Here is a 14,705-nt window from a genome sequence, read left to right as displayed (position 1 = left end):
GTCCGGAGCAGGTCAGCGGAAGGGACGCCACCGGTCGTCGTCGTCGGGGCCGTCGCCGGCCTCCGGCAAGCGCTGCTCGACCGTCCGGTCCGGCGGAGGCTGCCGCAGCGACCCGCCCCACGGCTCGGAGTCGCCGGGCTCGGCGGCCGAGGCAGGGCCGAGCGGCCGGTCCGGGGCGTCGTCATACGGGCCAGCGCCGCCCGGCGGGATGTCGGAAGGCGGCGGCTCCGGCGGCACCAGCGGCTCGAACGGCGCCCTGAACTCCTGCCGCTCCTGCTCGGGCGGCTCGTGACTGTAGGAGTCGAACTGGTCGGGAGCGAGCACGACCGGCTCCTGCGCGGGCGGCGGCTCGGCCACCGGCCCGTGGGCGACGTGGGTCGCGTTGGGATCGTGGTAGACGGCGCCGTACTGGACCTGGCCGGTCGGGAACGTCTGGACGGGCACGAAGCTGATGATCGGCGCGTAGGCGGTGCCGCCCGGGTAGCCGGGGGCCGCGACGCCGGCGGTGGCGTAGCCAGGGCCTGCCGGGTAGCCCTCGGCCGGGCTGGGATAAGGCCCCGGGTGCGGGAACGCGCCCAGAGAGGCGCCCCCCTGCGGCCCCGCCTTGCGCACGGCCGCGGCGTGGGCCATCCGGCGCAGCCGGCCTTCGAAGATCAGCACCGCGAACAGCGCCAGCAGCACCATGATCAACGCCGGGATGCTGAGCCGCTGGGTGAGGCTGCGCTGATCGTATTCAGGCGCCGCGTTGCGCACCTCCCACTGCACCGCCTCGCTCTCCACCGAAGCGGGATCGGTGGTGATCGGCGGCGTCGGCGTCTCGGTGCCGGCCACGGTGGGGATCTGGATCGACTCCTCCGGAGTCGACGCCGCGACCTCCGGCACCTCCTGCGGGCTCTGCGTCGGCACCTGCTGCGGCGGCGGAGCGGCGGACTGGCTGGTCTCCGGCGTGTCGGGGACGGCGGCCGACCTGGTCTTCGACGGCTTGGGAGCCTGCGTCCTCTTGGTCGGCTTGGCCGTGACCGTCCGGGTGATCGTGGTCTCGGGCTGCTCCGGCGTCGGAGTCGGCGTCGGGAGCGTGGTGGTGATCGTGATCGTGGTCTCCGGCGCCGTCGGGCACTGCCCGGCGTCGCAGGGCTCCACCGGGTCCAGCGCCGTGGCCGACGCCGTCGCGCTCGCTCCGACGAACGGGAGGACCCCGACGCCGGTCAAGGCGAGAGCGAGCACCATGGCGGAGACGGCCGTCGCTCGTGTGCGTGCCACCTGTGCCCTCCGCGCGATCTCGAATCCACGGTCAAGGGAATACTAGTCGGGTCAAAGAAACAGTAAAGACGGATCTACCATACCTTCCTCCGCGCCCGCCGGGTCTGCGCGTACGCGACCCCCCAGAGCGCCGCGCACAACACCCCGACCGCCGCGGCCGCGTACGGCAGGCCCGCGGCTCCGGACAGCGGATCGGCCCTCTTCTCGGCCCGTACCCTCACCTGCGCGCCCTCGACCTTCCTCGGCAGCGGCGCGCCCTGCGCGACCTGGGGCGGGGGCACGGCCTCGGGCAGCTTCACCTCGCCGAACGGGTGCGCCTGGCCCACCCCCTCGCGGACGGGCTCATCCGGTAGATACTCCAGCGCCCGCTCCTCCCACGCGTTCCGCGCCCCCGCGCCGCCCTTCCCCTGAGCCCCGCCATGAGTGCTGCCATCAGCCCCACGCCGGCCACCCCCTTCCTCTCCACGCCGTCCGTTCTTGTCACCTTCACCCCATCCGGACCATCCAGAATCGCGCTTCCCGACCCCATCGGCCCCGCGCCTCGCAGCCGCACCGGGATCGCGCCCGGCCGATCCGCCGGACTCGTCCCAGCCGGGCCCCTCGGACTCCTCCCGACCGGCTGTCTCGGAGTCGGGCTGACCGGCCTCACCACGGTCACCCCGGCCGCGTCCTCCTTCGCCGCCGCCGGTTGCGCCCGGCTCGGGCCGGCCGCTCCCCCACGCGTCCTCGCCGGCGCCACCCCGCTCGGCCCATCCCGTCGCGGCGGACCGGTCCTGGGGCTGGGCGGCATGGCGGGGCAGGCCGGAGGCATGTTCTTCCCCCTCCCGGGCGCGTGCCCTGACCCGGTCAGGGGACGCCTCCGCTCCGGAGCCGGCGTCCCAAGCTTCGTCGTGCGCGGACCCGTACTCGGGTTCCGGGGAGTCGGGGCCGGCCTCAGCGTCTCCGTTGACCGGGGTGGTGGCGGTGCGGGTGATGGTCGTCAGGCCGCCGTCCGCCTCGCGGAGCCGGGCGACCGCCGCCACCCGCACCTCCTCGGCGCCCGGCGGAACGGACAGCACGACCCGCACGGACCGCCCCGACGAGACGTCCCCCAGCCGACACGTCCCCGCTCCCGGCACGGACACCCCGTCCAGCGCCCGGGACGCCAGCGCCCGGGCGGTGAGCTCGGCGCCCCCCAGGTCGGGCGTGTCGGGCGAACGCGCCGAAAAATCCGGAGCACAGGACAGCTCGGTCAATGAGTGCACCGGCGTGGCCGCCACTGCCAGCCGGGCGTTCCCGGCCATGCCGCTCAGCCGCACCTCGTACCGGAGCACGTCGCCCGTCCGCATCCACCTGAGCATCCCGGCAGGATCGTCCACCCGTTCCAGCACCATGGCCACGCCCGCCGCGGCCACCGGCACGGCCGGCGCCGCCACCAGGGCCAGGACCCCGGCCACCATCCAGGCACGGTTCATCGTGCCGCCTCCCCCGATGCGACAAATAACACCCAGTAATCGTTATGTCACTGTGAGCGATGGCTCAATCCTGTACGAGCAGTTTCTCGACCGCTTCCATAAGGGGCAGGTCCGCCTTCAGCCACGCCACGTCGTAGTACTCCCCCGGCGCGAGCCATCGCAACGCGAGATGCTCGCGGGGCTGCGGGGTTCCTGACAGCACGCCGGCCAGCCAGGCGCGCATCACGTACCCTTCGGTGCCCAGCGGCCAGTCAGCGCCGACCCGCGCGCCGACCTCGATCTCGACGCCGAGTTCCTCCCGGCACTCGCGCACCAGGGCCTCGATCTCGCTCTCACCGGGATCGACCTTCCCGCCGGGGAACTCCCAGCCGCCCCTCAGCGCGGCCGGCTCGGCCCGCTGCGCGGCCAGCACCCGCCTACCCGGACCGATGATCACTGCGGCCACCACGATCACCGTCATAGGACGGGGGCTCCCGCCTTGGCGAGCTGGTCCAGGACGGCGGGGTTCTGCAACGGCCGGGTGAAGCCCACGATCTTGTCGCGCCCCTCGTAGCTGGTCACCTTGATCGGCCCGCACAGGCGGCAGCGGGCCTCCACCATCTTGCCCTTCGACACGACCAGCCCGACGTGCCCCGGCCGGTTCGGCGCCGTCCCAGGCCCCGAGTTGAAGAACACCAGGTCACCCGGCTGCTCCGCACCCTGCTCGATCTTCACCCCGAACGGCCACTGCCCGAACGTGGTGCGCGGGATCGACAGCCCCGCATGCCGGTACGCGGCGTAGATGATGCCCGAGCAGTCGAACGCGTCCGGGCCGGTGCCGCCCCAGAGGTAGGGCTTGCCGCGCTGGTCCAGCGCGTAGCTGAGGATCTTGGCCACCACGGTGCTGGGCGCGGCCTCGACCAGCGGCTCGTCGCACGCGTCGTCCGCCTCCGGCGGCAGCTCGACCTCGCCGGACTCGGCGTACCTGCGGGCGATCTCCTCGACCTGGTCGACGTACCACCAGGCGCGGTTGTAGACGAACAGCGCCCGCCGCACGTCCTCCGGCGCCCCGTTGCGCTTGAGCATCTTGGCCGCACCGAGGATCGCGTCGGCGGGGTTGTAGACGTCGCCGACGCCGTCACCGTCGCCGTCGGAGGCGTACCCGTTGAACTGCGACGACATCGGGATCCTGGCCTTGCCGCCCCAGGTGCTGATCAGGAACTGCATCGGCCCGGCCGCGCCGGCGTAGTTGGTGCCGCTCTTCACGCCGGGCAGCTCGGACCGCCCGTGGTCGGTCTCGCGCTTGCCCACCGCGGCCAGGATCGTCCACTGGACCCCGACCTTCTCACCATGCTCCTGGTACAGCTCCAGATACTCGGCCGGGATGTCGGCGCCCGCCGAGTCGGACGCCCGCTGCGCGCGGGTGCCGTCCTCGGTGCAGTCGGGCAGTTCGCCTCCGGAGCCGATGAACGAGGGGATCGAGGTCATCAGCATCGGCGAGATGATGGCCAGTATCAGCAGGAGCGTCCCGGCGACGACGGCCGCGACGACGGCTCGGGACCGGTTCACCCCTGGGTGTCCCCCTCCTGGCCGTCGCTCGCCGGCTGGAGGTCGAACACGCGCCAGTCGGAGCCGAGCTGGCTGACCGTGACCGCGTAGTCCTCCGACAGCCGGCGGGTGCCGCCCGTGGTGCTGACCTGCTGGGTTCCAGTGATCACGAACACGATGGACGCCTTCTCGATCTGCCTGATTTCCCGGAGTTTCGCCGTCGCCGTGGACACCACCTGGTCGGTGCGGTTCTGCTCCACGGTGCCGGGCGAGGTGAGGGTACGGGTGAGCACGGCGCCCAGGTCGGCCGTGGTGTAGCGGCGCACCCGGGCCGCGTACGCGGCCGGATCCTCGTCGTGGCGGAACGTCGCGTACTCGGCCGTGAACCGCTCGGCCAGGTCGGCGGCGGCGGCGAGTTGCTCCTTCGACATGGGCAGGTAGGAGTAGACGTCGAACGGCGCGTCGCTGGCGGTCGCCAGCGGCGTGGCCGGGACCACGGGCGAGGTGGTGGTACGGGGTGCGGCCCGCTGTTGCTCGGCCGCGGGCTCGCCGGAGTCCGGCCACAGGGTCAGGTAGAGGCCGACGGCGGCGAGCACCACCACGATGGCGGCGAAGACCAGCCCTCGCCTGTCACCCGGCTGCGCCACGGTCTAGTCCTTGTCGGGGTTGCTGGGGTTGAGCCAGAAGGGCACCTCGGGCTCGTTCCTGCGCGAGCTGCTGCCCCAGAGCGGCGGCGGCTCGGAGCCGCGCCGGTCGGAGTCGGAGCGGTCGAAGAACCCGCCCCCGGAGCCGCCGAAGACCCTGCCGTCGGGGTTGCGGCCGAAGATGCCGCCGGAGGAGGAGCGGTCGTTGTAGCGCCCCCCGGCCCCCCCCGCCCCCCGCCCCCCCCCCCACCCCCCCCCCCCCCCCCGCCCCCCCCCCCCCCCCCCCCCCCCCCCCCCCCCCCCGCGAATCGCTCCTGGCCCTACCAGGGGGACTTGTTGTTGCGCAGCCGCTCCAACGCCTCTTCGAGGATGGCCTTGCCGTCCTTGTCGCTCCTGCGCTCCTTCACATAGGCGAGGTGCGTCTTGTAGGGCTCGTTCTTCGGGGGGGCGGGCGGCGCGCTCTCGTCCTGACCGGCCGGGAGGCCACACCGCGGGCAGTCCCACAACTCGGGGATCGCCGCGTCACTGGCGAAACTGGGGCGCGTTTCGTGCATGTTGGCGCACCAGAACGAGACCCGCACTCTCGGAGCCGCCTCGCCGCGCTCGGCCTCCCCCATAGGACCGGCGCCGACTCGGCTGCCACGGATCGCGTTGCCACTACCCACGGATGAACTCCTCGCTCGATCGCCCCGTGAGACACGGGGGGAGAATCACTGTCACGCGTTTGTGCCTGACCTCAGGGTTTGACGAGCAGACCCAGCGCGATGATGCAGACGAACCAGACCACTCCCGTGATGACGGTGAGCCGGTCGAGGTTGCGCTCCACCACCGAGGAACCACCGAAGTTCGAGGTGAAGCCACCGCCGAACATGTCAGACAGGCCGCCGCCCTTTCCCTTGTGCAGCAGGACGAGCAAGATCATCATCAGGCTCGTCAGGATGAGGGCGATGGAGATTGCGAGTTCCACGGTATGCCTAGTCCTTCAATGGTCTGGTACGCATGACGATTCGAACTTGCCTCTTGAGGGTACGACCTGATGTCAAATCGCACCCCCAGAACGGCTCAGTTAGCCTGCCATGTCGGAGAATCGGCAGATCTTCACGAACTCTCCGGCGTCGATGCTGGCGCCACCAACGAGCGCCCCGTCGACATCCGGCTGAGCCATGATCCCTGCGATGTTCGCCGACTTGACCGAGCCACCGTAAAGGATACGGACTGCGGAGGCCACCTCGGAGTCGTACAGCTCCGCGAGTCGCTGCCGCAGCGCCCCGCAGACCTCCTGGGCGTCGTCGGGGGTGGCCACCTCGCCGGTGCCGATCGCCCACACCGGCTCGTAGGCCACCACGATCGACTTCGCCTGCTCGGCGGTGACCTTGCGCAGCGCCCCGTCGAGCTGGGCGAGCGAGTGGGCGATGTGACCGCCCGCCTGGCGCACGTCCAGCCCCTCGCCCACGCACAGGATCGGCGTCAGCGAATGGCGGAAGGCGGCCTGGACCTTGGCGTTGACCAGGTCGTCGTCCTCGTGGTGGTACTGGCGGCGCTCGGAGTGGCCGACCGTCACGAAGGTGCAGCCGAGCTTGGCGAGCATGACGCCGGAGATCTCCCCGGTGTAGGCGCCGCCGTCGTGGGGGGACAGGTCCTGCGCGCCGTAGACGATGCGCAGCTTGTCGCCGTCGACGAGGGTCTGCACGCTGCGCAGGTCGGTGAACGGCGGCAGGACCGCCACCTCGACGCGGTCGAAGTCCTTGTCGTTGAGCGCGAAGGCCATCTTCTGGACCAGCGCGATCGCCTCGAGGTGGTTGAGGTTCATCTTCCAGTTGCCGGCGATGAGGGGCTTTCTCACGTTCAGTCCTCCAAGGCGGCGAGTCCGGGCAGGGTCTTGCCCTCAAGGTATTCCAGGCTGGCCCCGCCACCGGTCGAGATGTGGGAGAAGCCGTCCTCAGGCAGGCCGAGCCTGCGCACCGCGGCCGCGGAGTCGCCGCCGCCGACCACGGTGAAGGCGTCGGAGGCGATCAGCGCCTCGGCCACCGCGGCGGTGCCGCGGGCGAACTCGTCGAACTCGAACACGCCCATCGGGCCGTTCCAGAACACGGTCCTGGCGTCCGCCAGCTTGGACGCGAACAGTTCGCGCGTCCGCGGCCCGATGTCGAGCCCCTGCCGGTCGGCCGGGATCTCGGTGGCGGGCACCACGTCGTAGCCGGCGTCGGCGGCGAAGTGGGTGGCGGCCAGCACGTCGACCGGCAGCACCAGGTCCACGCCGCGCTCGGCCGCCTCGGACAGGAACCCGCGGACCTGGTCGAGCTGGTCCTCCTGGAGCAGCGACCCGCCGACCTCGTGGCCCTGCGCCTTGAGGAAGGTGTAGGCCATGCCGCCGCCGATCAGCAGCCGGTCGACGCTGGTGAGCAGGTTGGCGATGACGCCGAGCTTGTCGCTGACCTTGGCGCCGCCGAGCACCACCACGTAGGGGCGCTCGGTGTCGTCGGTCAGCTTCCTCAGCACCTCGACCTCGGCCGTGACCAGCCCGCCCGCCGCGTGCGGCAGCAGCGCCGGCACGTCGTAGACGCTGGCGTGCTTGCGGTGCACGGCGCCGAACCCGTCGCCCACGTAGAGGTCGGCCAGCCCGGCCAGCCGCTCGGCGAACGCGCGCCGCTCGGCGTCGTCCTTGGCCGTCTCGCCCGGCTCGAAGCGGAGGTTCTCCAGCAGGGCCACCTGGCCCTCCTGGAGGCCCTCCACAGCGGCGCGGGCGCCGTCGCCGGCCACGTCGGGGGCGAAGACGACGTCCTGGCCGAGCAGCTCGCCCAGCCGCCGGGCCACCGGCCGCAGCGAGAACTCGGGCTTGACCTGCCCCTTGGGCCTGCCCAGATGGGCGCAGACGATGACCTTCGCCCCGCTGCCGGCGAGGGCCTGGATGGTGGGCAGTGACGCCCGGATGCGGCCGTCGTCGGTGATCGTCTCCCCGTCGAGCGGCACGTTGAGGTCGGCGCGCACGAGCACGCGCCGGCCCTTGACGTCGAGATCGTCGAGTGTGCGCAAACTGGGCTCCCTTTCCTCTCTCGCCCGCGGTCCTACAGGTCCGCGCCCACCAGCTCGATGAGGTCGACCAGGCGGTTGGAGTAGCCCCACTCGTTGTCGTACCAGCCGACGACCTTGACCTGGTTGCCGATGACCTTGGTGAGGCCGGCGTCGAAGATGCAGGAGGCCGGGTCGGTGACGATGTCGGCGGAGACGATCGGGTCCTCGGTGTAGGTGAGGATGCCCTTGAGCGGGCCGTCGGCGGCGGCCTTGATCGCGGCGTTGACCTCCTCGACGCTGACCTCGCGGCCGACCTCGATGGTCAGGTCGGTGGCCGAGCCGGTGGGGATCGGCACGCGCATGGCGAAGCCGTCGAGCTTGCCCTTGAGCTCGGGCAGCACCAGGCCGATGGCCTTGGCGGCGCCGGTGGAGGTCGGCACGACGTTGAGCGCGGCGGCGCGGGCGCGGCGCAGGTCCTTGTGCGGGCCGTCCTGCAGGTTCTGGTCCTGCGTGTAGGCGTGGATCGTGGTCATCAGGCCCTTCTCGATGGTGAAGGAGTCGTGCAGGACCTTCGCCATCGGGGCCAGGCAGTTGGTGGTGCAGGAGGCGTTGGAGATGACGGTGTGCCTGGCCGGGTCGTAGTCGGTGTGGTTGACCCCCATGACGACCGTCACGTCTTCGTTCTTGGCCGGCGCGGAGATGATGACCTTCTTGGCGCCGTTGTCGGCGTGCACCTTGGCCTTGGTCGCGTCGGTGAACAGGCCGGTGGACTCCAGGACCACGTCGACCCCGAGGTCGCCCCAGGGCAGCTTGGCCGGGTCGCGCTCGTCGAACACCTTGATGGCCTTGCCGTCGACGGTGATCTCGTCGCTGGAGGCCTTCACCTCGTACGGCAGGCGGCCCAGGATGCTGTCGTACTTCAGCAGGTGGGCCAGCGTCGCGTTGTCGGTGAGGTCGTTGACCGCGACGATCTCGATGTCCTTGCCACTGGCGGCGACCGCGCGCCAGAAGTTGCGACCGATGCGGCCGAAGCCGTTGACGCCTACGCGGATGCTCACGGAACCGATCTCCTCGTGCATGATGGCGGGCTGATACCTCAACTCAGAAACCCTATCGGACCCAAATTGGTTTAGACCACTACGGCCCCCCGGGCGCGAACGGCGGTTCCCGAGGCGTACTTTGTGTACTTGGAGTAAAGTGCCCGACTCATCGGAGTAAATAGCGACATTCTCTGGGGGCTGAGATGTCAAAGCAACGATCCGGGCTGCTGTCGGGCCTGGTCGTGGGGCTGATGGCCGTGCTGATCTGCGCGTCCGGGCTCGGGGCGGCCGTCCACTTCGTGGATCGGCTGCCGTCGTCGTGGCGCACGTTCGGCGACGGTGTCCCCCTCCTGGCCGCGCTCGCGTTCGTCGTGGGCGTACTCGTCGGCGGGGCCGTACGCCTGGTCCGCCCCCGCAGCGTCCTGCTGTCCCTCTTCACGGCCCTGTACGCGGCCGCGGCCGTCCCCGCCGCCATGATCGGAGCCACCGCGTACGTGCTCGCGACCGCCGGCGCGCAGCGCTTCGGCTCGGACGCTCCCGTCCCGGGGCTCACCCCGCAGGGCCTGCTCGACGCCCTCCCGTTCGCCGCCCGGACCGTCTGGGCGGCGGTCTCGGCGTCGTGGCACCTGCCGGCCGTCATGGCGGCCGCCGCGCTGCCCGCGTTCGCGCTCGTCCTCGCCCGCGCTCTGCGCCTGCGCCGTACGGGCAGGCACGCCGCGGTCGAGCAGCCGCGACGGGAGGAGGAGACGGCGCCCGAGCCGGAGCCCGAGTACCGGGCTCCGTTCGAGCCGCTCCAGCCGCCCAAGCAGGACCCGACCTCGACCGGCAGCTTCTTCCTGCCGCCGGACCGGGGCCAGGCCTGAGCCCTCAGGGCGTCAGCATGTCGACCGTGAGGTTGGCCTCGGTGCTGGGGATGCCGAGGTCGGCCGCCCGCTTGTCGGCCATGGCCAGCAGCCGGCGGATCCGCCCGGCGATCGCGTCCTTGGTCAGCGGCGGGTCGGCGAGCTGACCCAGCTCCTCCAGCGACGCCTGCTTGTGCTCCACCCGCAGCCGGCCCGCGATCACCAGATGGTCGGGCGCCTCTTCGCCCAGGATCTCCAGCGCCCGCTGCACCCGCGCGCCCGCCGCCACCGCCGCGCGGGCCGAGCGGCGGAGGTTGGCGTCGTCGAAGTTGGCCAGCCGGTTGGCGGTCGCCCTGACCTCCCGGCGCATCCGCCGCTCCTCCCAGGCCAGCACGCTGTCGTGCGCGCCGAGCCTGGTCAGCAGGGCGCTGATGGCGTCGCCGTCGCGCACCACCACCCGGTCCACGCCGCGCACCTCGCGCGCCTTGGCGTGGATCTTCAGTCGCCTGGCCGAGCCGACCAGCGCCAGCGCGGCCTCCGGCCCCGGGCAGGTGACCTCCAGCGACATCGACCGGCCCGGCTCGGTGAGCGACCCGTGGGCCAGGAAAGCGCCGCGCCAGGCCGCCTCCGCGTCGCACGAGGCGCCCGCCACCACCTGCCGCGGCAGGCCGCGCACCGGCCGCCCGTGGTTGTCGATCAGGCCCGTCTGCCGGGCCAGCGCCTCACCGTCGCGGTAGACGCGCACGACATAGCGGGACCCCTTGCGCAACCCCGCCGGAGCGAGCACCAGCACCTCGGCCTTGTGGCCGAACACCTCCCCGATGTCCTTGATCAGCCGCCGCGCCGTGGCGTTGGTGTCGAGCTCCGCCTCGATCACGATGCGCCCGCCCACGAGGTGCAGGCCGCTGGCGAACCGCAGCAGCGTCGACACCTCCGCCTTGCGGCAGCAGGGCTTGAGCACAGGCAGACGGCTCAGCTCATCCTTCACCACACCCGTCATCGCCATAAGCGTTAGTCCTCCCCCAATCAGACCGGCTCATAGCATCCTCTCGCACCTTGACGCCACGCCGACCAGGATCAACGCTTCTGGAGGAAAATCTCGTCAAGGACGGAGGCAAGACGTCGTGGGTCGTGCCGGGGCGAGCCGTCACCAGCCGCCACGTCGGCCGTGACCAGCCGGGCGCCGAACGCCGCCGCCGACTTCTCCAGCGCGTCCGGGTCGTCGACCACGCCGGTGTCGGCGAGCACCACGTCGAGCGCGAGCTCCGGCGCGTGCTGCCTGAGCACCTCCAGATGCTGCTGCGGCGAGAAGTCGTCCGTCTCGCCCGGCTGCGGCGCGAGGTTGAGCGTGACCAGCCGCCTGGCCCGGGTCTCGTGCAGCGCCCTTGCCAGCGCGGGCACCTTCAGGTGCGGCAGCACGCTGGTGAACCACGAACCCGGCCCGAACACCACCCAGTCGGCCTCCAGCACCGCCTCGACGGCCTCCGGCCGCGCGGGCGGATCCTCGGGGACGAGGGAGATCGCCTGCACCCGGCCCGGGGTCAGCGCGCACGCCACCTGGCCGCGCACGGTCGAGGTCACGCCGTCGAGCTCCACCTCGGCCACGATGTCGAGCGGCACCGACGCCATCGGCAGCACCCTGCCGTGCGCGCCCAGCAGCCGGCCCACCCAGTCGAGGCCCGCCACCGGGTCGCCGAGCAGCTCCCACAGGGCCACGATGAGCAGGTTGCCGACCGCGTGCCCGTGGAGCTCGCCCTCGCTGCGGAAGCGGTGCTGGACCACCTCGCTCCAGGTGCTGCCCCACTCGTCGTCGCCGCAGAGCGCGGCCAGCGCCATGCGCAGGTCGCCGGGCGGGAGGACGCCCAGCTCACGCCGGAGACGGCCGCTGGAACCGCCGTCGTCGGCGACGGTGACCACCGCCGTGAGCGCGTCGGTCACCGCCCGCAGCGCCGACAGGGACGCGTACAGGCCGTGGCCGCCGCCGAGGGCGACGACGGCGGGCCCGCCGCACGGTGGCTGCGAGCCCGCCCAGAACGGTGGTTCGCTTAATGCGCGCCCGTTCCCGTCGGTCACTCCCGCCCCACATCCCGGTGGCTGACCTGGACCTCCATGCCGCGCTCGCGCAGCCGCCCGGCGAGCTGCTCGGCCATGGCGACGCTGCGGTGCTTGCCGCCGGTGCAGCCGACGGCGAGCGTGGCGTAGCTCTTGCCCTCGCGGCCGTAGCCGGCGGCGACCACGCCCAGGACCTCCTCGTAGGCGTCGAGGAACTCCTTGGCGCCCGGCTGGCCGAGGACGTAGTCGCGCACGGCGGGGTCGGTGCCGTTCATCGGGCGCAGGTCGGGCACCCAGTGCGGGTTGGGCAGGAAGCGGCAGTCGACGACCAGGTCGGCGTCGACGGGCAGGCCGTACTTGAAGCCGAACGACACCACGTTGAGCCGCAGGCCGGGCCGGTCGTCGTCGCCGAAGTAGGCGACGATCCGGTTGCGCAGCTCGTGCACGTTGTGGGAGGTGGTGTCGATCACCAGGTCGGCGTTGGCCCGCACCTCGCGCAGGATGCCGCGCTCGCGGGTGATGCCGTCGACGAGCCGGCCGTCACCCTGCAGGGGGTGGGGCCGGCGGACGTTCTCGAAGCGGCGCACCAGCTCCTCGTCGCTGGCCTCCAGGAACACCACGCGCACCCGCACGCCGCGCCCTTCCAGCTCCTCGATGGCGGCGTTGAGGTCGGTGGTGAACGCCAGGCTGCGCACGTCGACCACGGCCGCCACCTTGTCGGCGGCGAGCTTGACCTTGCCGGCCTCCTCGGCCATGGCGAACAGCAGGCCCGGCGGCAGGTTGTCGATCACGAACCAGCCGAGGTCCTCCAGGGCCTTGGCCGCGGTGCTCCGCCCGGCCCCCGACATGCCGGTGACGATGACGAACGCCGGCTCGGTGGTCTTCACTGCCTCTCCCCCTTCAGGGTCGACACGATCACCTCGGCCGTGGCGGGGCCGATGCCCGGGACCTCGCGGATCTGCTCCGCGGTGGCCTCGCGCAGTTTCTTGACGGAACCGAAGTGCTTGAGCAACGCCTGGCGGCGCGCCGGTCCGAGGCCGGGCACGCTGTCGAGCGCGCTCTCCTTGACGGACTTGGACCTCTTGGCCCGATGGTAGGTGATGGCGAACCGGTGTGCCTCATCACGCACGCGTTGCAGCAGGTAGAGACCCTCGCTGGAACGCGGCATGATCACCGGCTGGTCGTCGCCCGGCAGCCACACCTCCTCCAGCCGCTTGGCCAGGCCCGCCACGGCGACGTCGTCGATGCCCAGCTCGTCGAGCGCCCGCTGGGCGGCGGCGGCCTGCGGGCCGGCGCCGTCGACCACCACGAGGTTGGGCGGGTAGGCGAACTTGCGCGGCTTGCCCGTCTCAGGGTCGATCGGCCCGTGACCGTCGTCGTCCTCGGGGGCCAGCTCGCCGGTGGCGGAGCGCTCCTCCAGGTAGCGGCGGAAGCGGCGCAGGATGACCTCGTGGATGGCGGCGACGTCGCCCTCCTTGGTCCTGACCGCGAAGCGGCGGTATTCGCTCTTGCGGGCCAGGCCGTCCTCGAACACCACCATGGAGGCGACGACGTTCTCGCCTTGCAGGTGGGAGACGTCGTAGCACTCGATGCGCAGCGGCACCTGATCGAGGTCGAGCGCGTCGGCGATCTCCTGCAGGGCCTTGCTGCGCGAGGTCAGGTCTCCGGCGCGGCGGATCTTGTGCTGGGCGAGCGACTCCTTGGCGTTGCGCTCGACGGTCTCCATGAGCGCCTTCTTGTCGCCGCGCTGCGGCACCCGCACCTCGACCCGGGCCCGGCGCTGCTCGGTCAGCAGGTCGGCGACGGCCTCGACGTCGGGCGGCAGTGCGGGCACCAGGACCTCGCGGGGCATCGACTCGGCGTTGGCGTCGCCGTACATCTGCAGCAGGAACTGCTCCACCAGCTCGGCGGGGCCGGCCTCCTCGACCTTGTCGACCACCCAGCCGCGCTGGCCGCGGATGCGTCCGCCGCGCACGTAGAAGACCTGGACGGCGGCCTCCAGCGGGTCCTCGGCGAGCGCGACGACGTCGGCGTCGGTGCCCTCGCCGAGCACGACCGCCTGCTTCTCCAGCGCCCGCTGCAGCGCCTGGATGTCGTCGCGGACGCGGGCGGCGCGCTCGTACTCCTGCTCGGCGGCGGCCTCGCGCATCTGGCGCTCCAGCCGCTTGATGAAGCGGGTGGTGTTGCCCGCCATGAAGTCGCAGAAGTCCTCGGCGAGCGCGCGGTGCTCCTCGGGGGTGACCCGGCCGACGCACGGCGCCGAGCACTTGTCGATGTAGCCCAGCAGGCACGGCCGGCCGATCTGCCCGGCCCGCTTGAACACGCCGGCGCTGCAGGTGCGGACCGGGAAGACGCGCAGCATCAGGTCGACGGTCTCGCGGATGGCCCAGGCGTGCGAGTAGGGGCCGAAGTAGCGGTCGCCCTTGCGCTTGGCGCCGCGCATCACCTGCACGCGCGGGAACTCCTCGCCCATGGTCACGGCGAGGTAGGGGTAGGACTTGTCGTCGCGGTACTTGACGTTGAAGCGCGGGTCGTACTCCTTGATCCAGGAGTATTCGAGCTGCAGCGCCTCCACCTCGGTGCCGACCACGGTCCAGTCGACGTCCGCCGCGGTGGTCAGCATCGTCTGGGTGCGCGGGTGCAGGGCGGAGAAGTCGGCGAAGTAGGAGTTGAGCCGCTGGCGCAGGCTCTTGGCCTTGCCGACGTAGATCACCCGCCCGTGGCCGTCCCTGAACCGGTAGACCCCGGGGGAATCGGGGATGGAGCCGGGCCGGGGACGGAAACTCAACGGACTGCCACCTGATCGCGCCACGATTCCAGCGTAGTGGCCGTCACCCCCCCGCGCGCCCCCCCCCGCGGGGCGCCGCCCCCCCC

General features: G+C 71.9%; 16 protein-coding genes. 2 read left to right on the top strand and 14 right to left on the bottom strand.

Annotated features, from left to right (window positions below; translation table 11 throughout):
* Window positions 1-12: 12 nt before the first annotated feature.
* From OUY22_RS30755 to OUY22_RS30735, 5 genes are all read right to left on the bottom strand, one after another.
* A complete protein-coding gene (locus OUY22_RS30755; protein ID WP_270158724.1) occupies window positions 13-1,260 on the bottom strand; it encodes a hypothetical protein in 1,248 nt (415 codons plus the stop codon).
* 74 nt (window positions 1,261-1,334) lie between these two features.
* Entirely contained in the window at window positions 1,335-2,714 is a 1,380-nt protein-coding gene (locus OUY22_RS30750; protein WP_270158723.1) for a hypothetical protein, read from the bottom strand.
* A 64-nt stretch (window positions 2,715-2,778) separates the two neighbouring features.
* The gene (locus OUY22_RS30745) at window positions 2,779-3,174 is read right to left on the bottom strand and encodes a (deoxy)nucleoside triphosphate pyrophosphohydrolase (RefSeq protein WP_270158722.1); all 396 of its coding nucleotides are present in this window, start codon (window positions 3,172-3,174) and stop codon (window positions 2,779-2,781) included.
* Entirely contained in the window at window positions 3,171-4,262 is a 1,092-nt protein-coding gene (locus tag OUY22_RS30740; protein ID WP_270158720.1) for a C40 family peptidase, read from the bottom strand. Before OUY22_RS30740 ends, OUY22_RS30745 begins: the two co-directional genes overlap by 4 nt.
* Window positions 4,259-4,888 (bottom strand): hypothetical protein, encoded by a 630-nt coding sequence (locus tag OUY22_RS30735; protein WP_270158719.1) that lies wholly within the window; start codon window positions 4,886-4,888, stop codon window positions 4,259-4,261. Before OUY22_RS30735 ends, OUY22_RS30740 begins: the two co-directional genes overlap by 4 nt.
* 10 nt (window positions 4,889-4,898) lie before the next feature.
* Here OUY22_RS30735 and OUY22_RS30730 point away from each other — a divergent pair, with 10 nt between their 5' ends.
* Window positions 4,899-5,096, top strand: a complete 198-nt coding sequence (locus tag OUY22_RS30730) for a hypothetical protein (protein WP_270158718.1) — start codon at window positions 4,899-4,901, stop codon at window positions 5,094-5,096.
* A gap of 109 nt (window positions 5,097-5,205) precedes the next feature.
* Here OUY22_RS30730 and OUY22_RS30725 read toward each other — a convergent pair whose 3' ends face one another.
* The 5 genes from OUY22_RS30725 to gap form a co-directional block, all read right to left on the bottom strand.
* Window positions 5,206-5,550 carry an RNA polymerase-binding protein RbpA gene (locus OUY22_RS30725; protein WP_270158717.1) on the bottom strand — a complete coding sequence of 115 codons (345 nt, stop codon included), beginning with the start codon at window positions 5,548-5,550 and terminating at the stop codon, window positions 5,206-5,208.
* 71 nt (window positions 5,551-5,621) lie between these two features.
* A complete protein-coding gene (secG, locus tag OUY22_RS30720) occupies window positions 5,622-5,852 on the bottom strand; it encodes a preprotein translocase subunit SecG (RefSeq protein WP_270158716.1) in 231 nt (76 codons plus the stop codon).
* 99 nt (window positions 5,853-5,951) lie between these two features.
* A complete protein-coding gene (tpiA, locus tag OUY22_RS30715) occupies window positions 5,952-6,734 on the bottom strand; it encodes a triose-phosphate isomerase (RefSeq protein ID WP_270158726.1) in 783 nt (260 codons plus the stop codon).
* Window positions 6,731-7,918, bottom strand: a complete 1,188-nt coding sequence (locus OUY22_RS30710; RefSeq protein ID WP_270158715.1) for a phosphoglycerate kinase — start codon at window positions 7,916-7,918, stop codon at window positions 6,731-6,733. The genes tpiA and OUY22_RS30710 overlap by 4 nt, the downstream gene beginning before the upstream one ends.
* A 32-nt stretch (window positions 7,919-7,950) precedes the next feature.
* Window positions 7,951-8,955 (bottom strand): type I glyceraldehyde-3-phosphate dehydrogenase, encoded by a 1,005-nt coding sequence (gap, locus tag OUY22_RS30705; RefSeq protein WP_270158714.1) that lies wholly within the window; start codon window positions 8,953-8,955, stop codon window positions 7,951-7,953.
* Between the two features lie 185 nt (window positions 8,956-9,140).
* On the opposite strand from gap, the gene OUY22_RS30700 reads away from it, so the two are divergent.
* Window positions 9,141-9,800, top strand: coding sequence for a hypothetical protein (locus tag OUY22_RS30700; protein WP_270158713.1), 660 nt, complete (start codon window positions 9,141-9,143; stop codon window positions 9,798-9,800).
* Window positions 9,801-9,804: 4 nt separating this feature from the next.
* Here OUY22_RS30700 and whiA read toward each other — a convergent pair whose 3' ends face one another.
* The 4 genes from whiA to uvrC form a co-directional block, all read right to left on the bottom strand.
* A complete protein-coding gene (whiA, locus tag OUY22_RS30695; protein ID WP_270158712.1) occupies window positions 9,805-10,785 on the bottom strand; it encodes a DNA-binding protein WhiA in 981 nt (326 codons plus the stop codon).
* A gap of 71 nt (window positions 10,786-10,856) precedes the next feature.
* A complete protein-coding gene (locus OUY22_RS30690) occupies window positions 10,857-11,852 on the bottom strand; it encodes a gluconeogenesis factor YvcK family protein (protein ID WP_270158711.1) in 996 nt (331 codons plus the stop codon).
* Window positions 11,849-12,718 (bottom strand): RNase adapter RapZ, encoded by an 870-nt coding sequence (gene rapZ / locus OUY22_RS30685; protein ID WP_270158710.1) that lies wholly within the window; start codon window positions 12,716-12,718, stop codon window positions 11,849-11,851. The genes OUY22_RS30690 and rapZ overlap by 4 nt, the downstream gene beginning before the upstream one ends.
* On the bottom strand, window positions 12,715-14,619 hold the full coding sequence (gene uvrC, locus OUY22_RS30680) for an excinuclease ABC subunit UvrC (protein WP_270158709.1): 1,905 nt from the start codon (window positions 14,617-14,619) through the stop codon (window positions 12,715-12,717). Before uvrC ends, rapZ begins: the two co-directional genes overlap by 4 nt.
* Window positions 14,620-14,705: the final 86 nt, after the last annotated feature.

It is taken from the genome of Nonomuraea corallina, from assembly GCF_027620315.1.
Taxonomy (GTDB): domain Bacteria; phylum Actinomycetota; class Actinomycetes; order Streptosporangiales; family Streptosporangiaceae; genus Nonomuraea; species Nonomuraea corallina.
The sequence above is the reverse complement of the archived record's forward strand: the minus strand, read 5'-3'. Positions and strand labels throughout refer to the sequence as shown.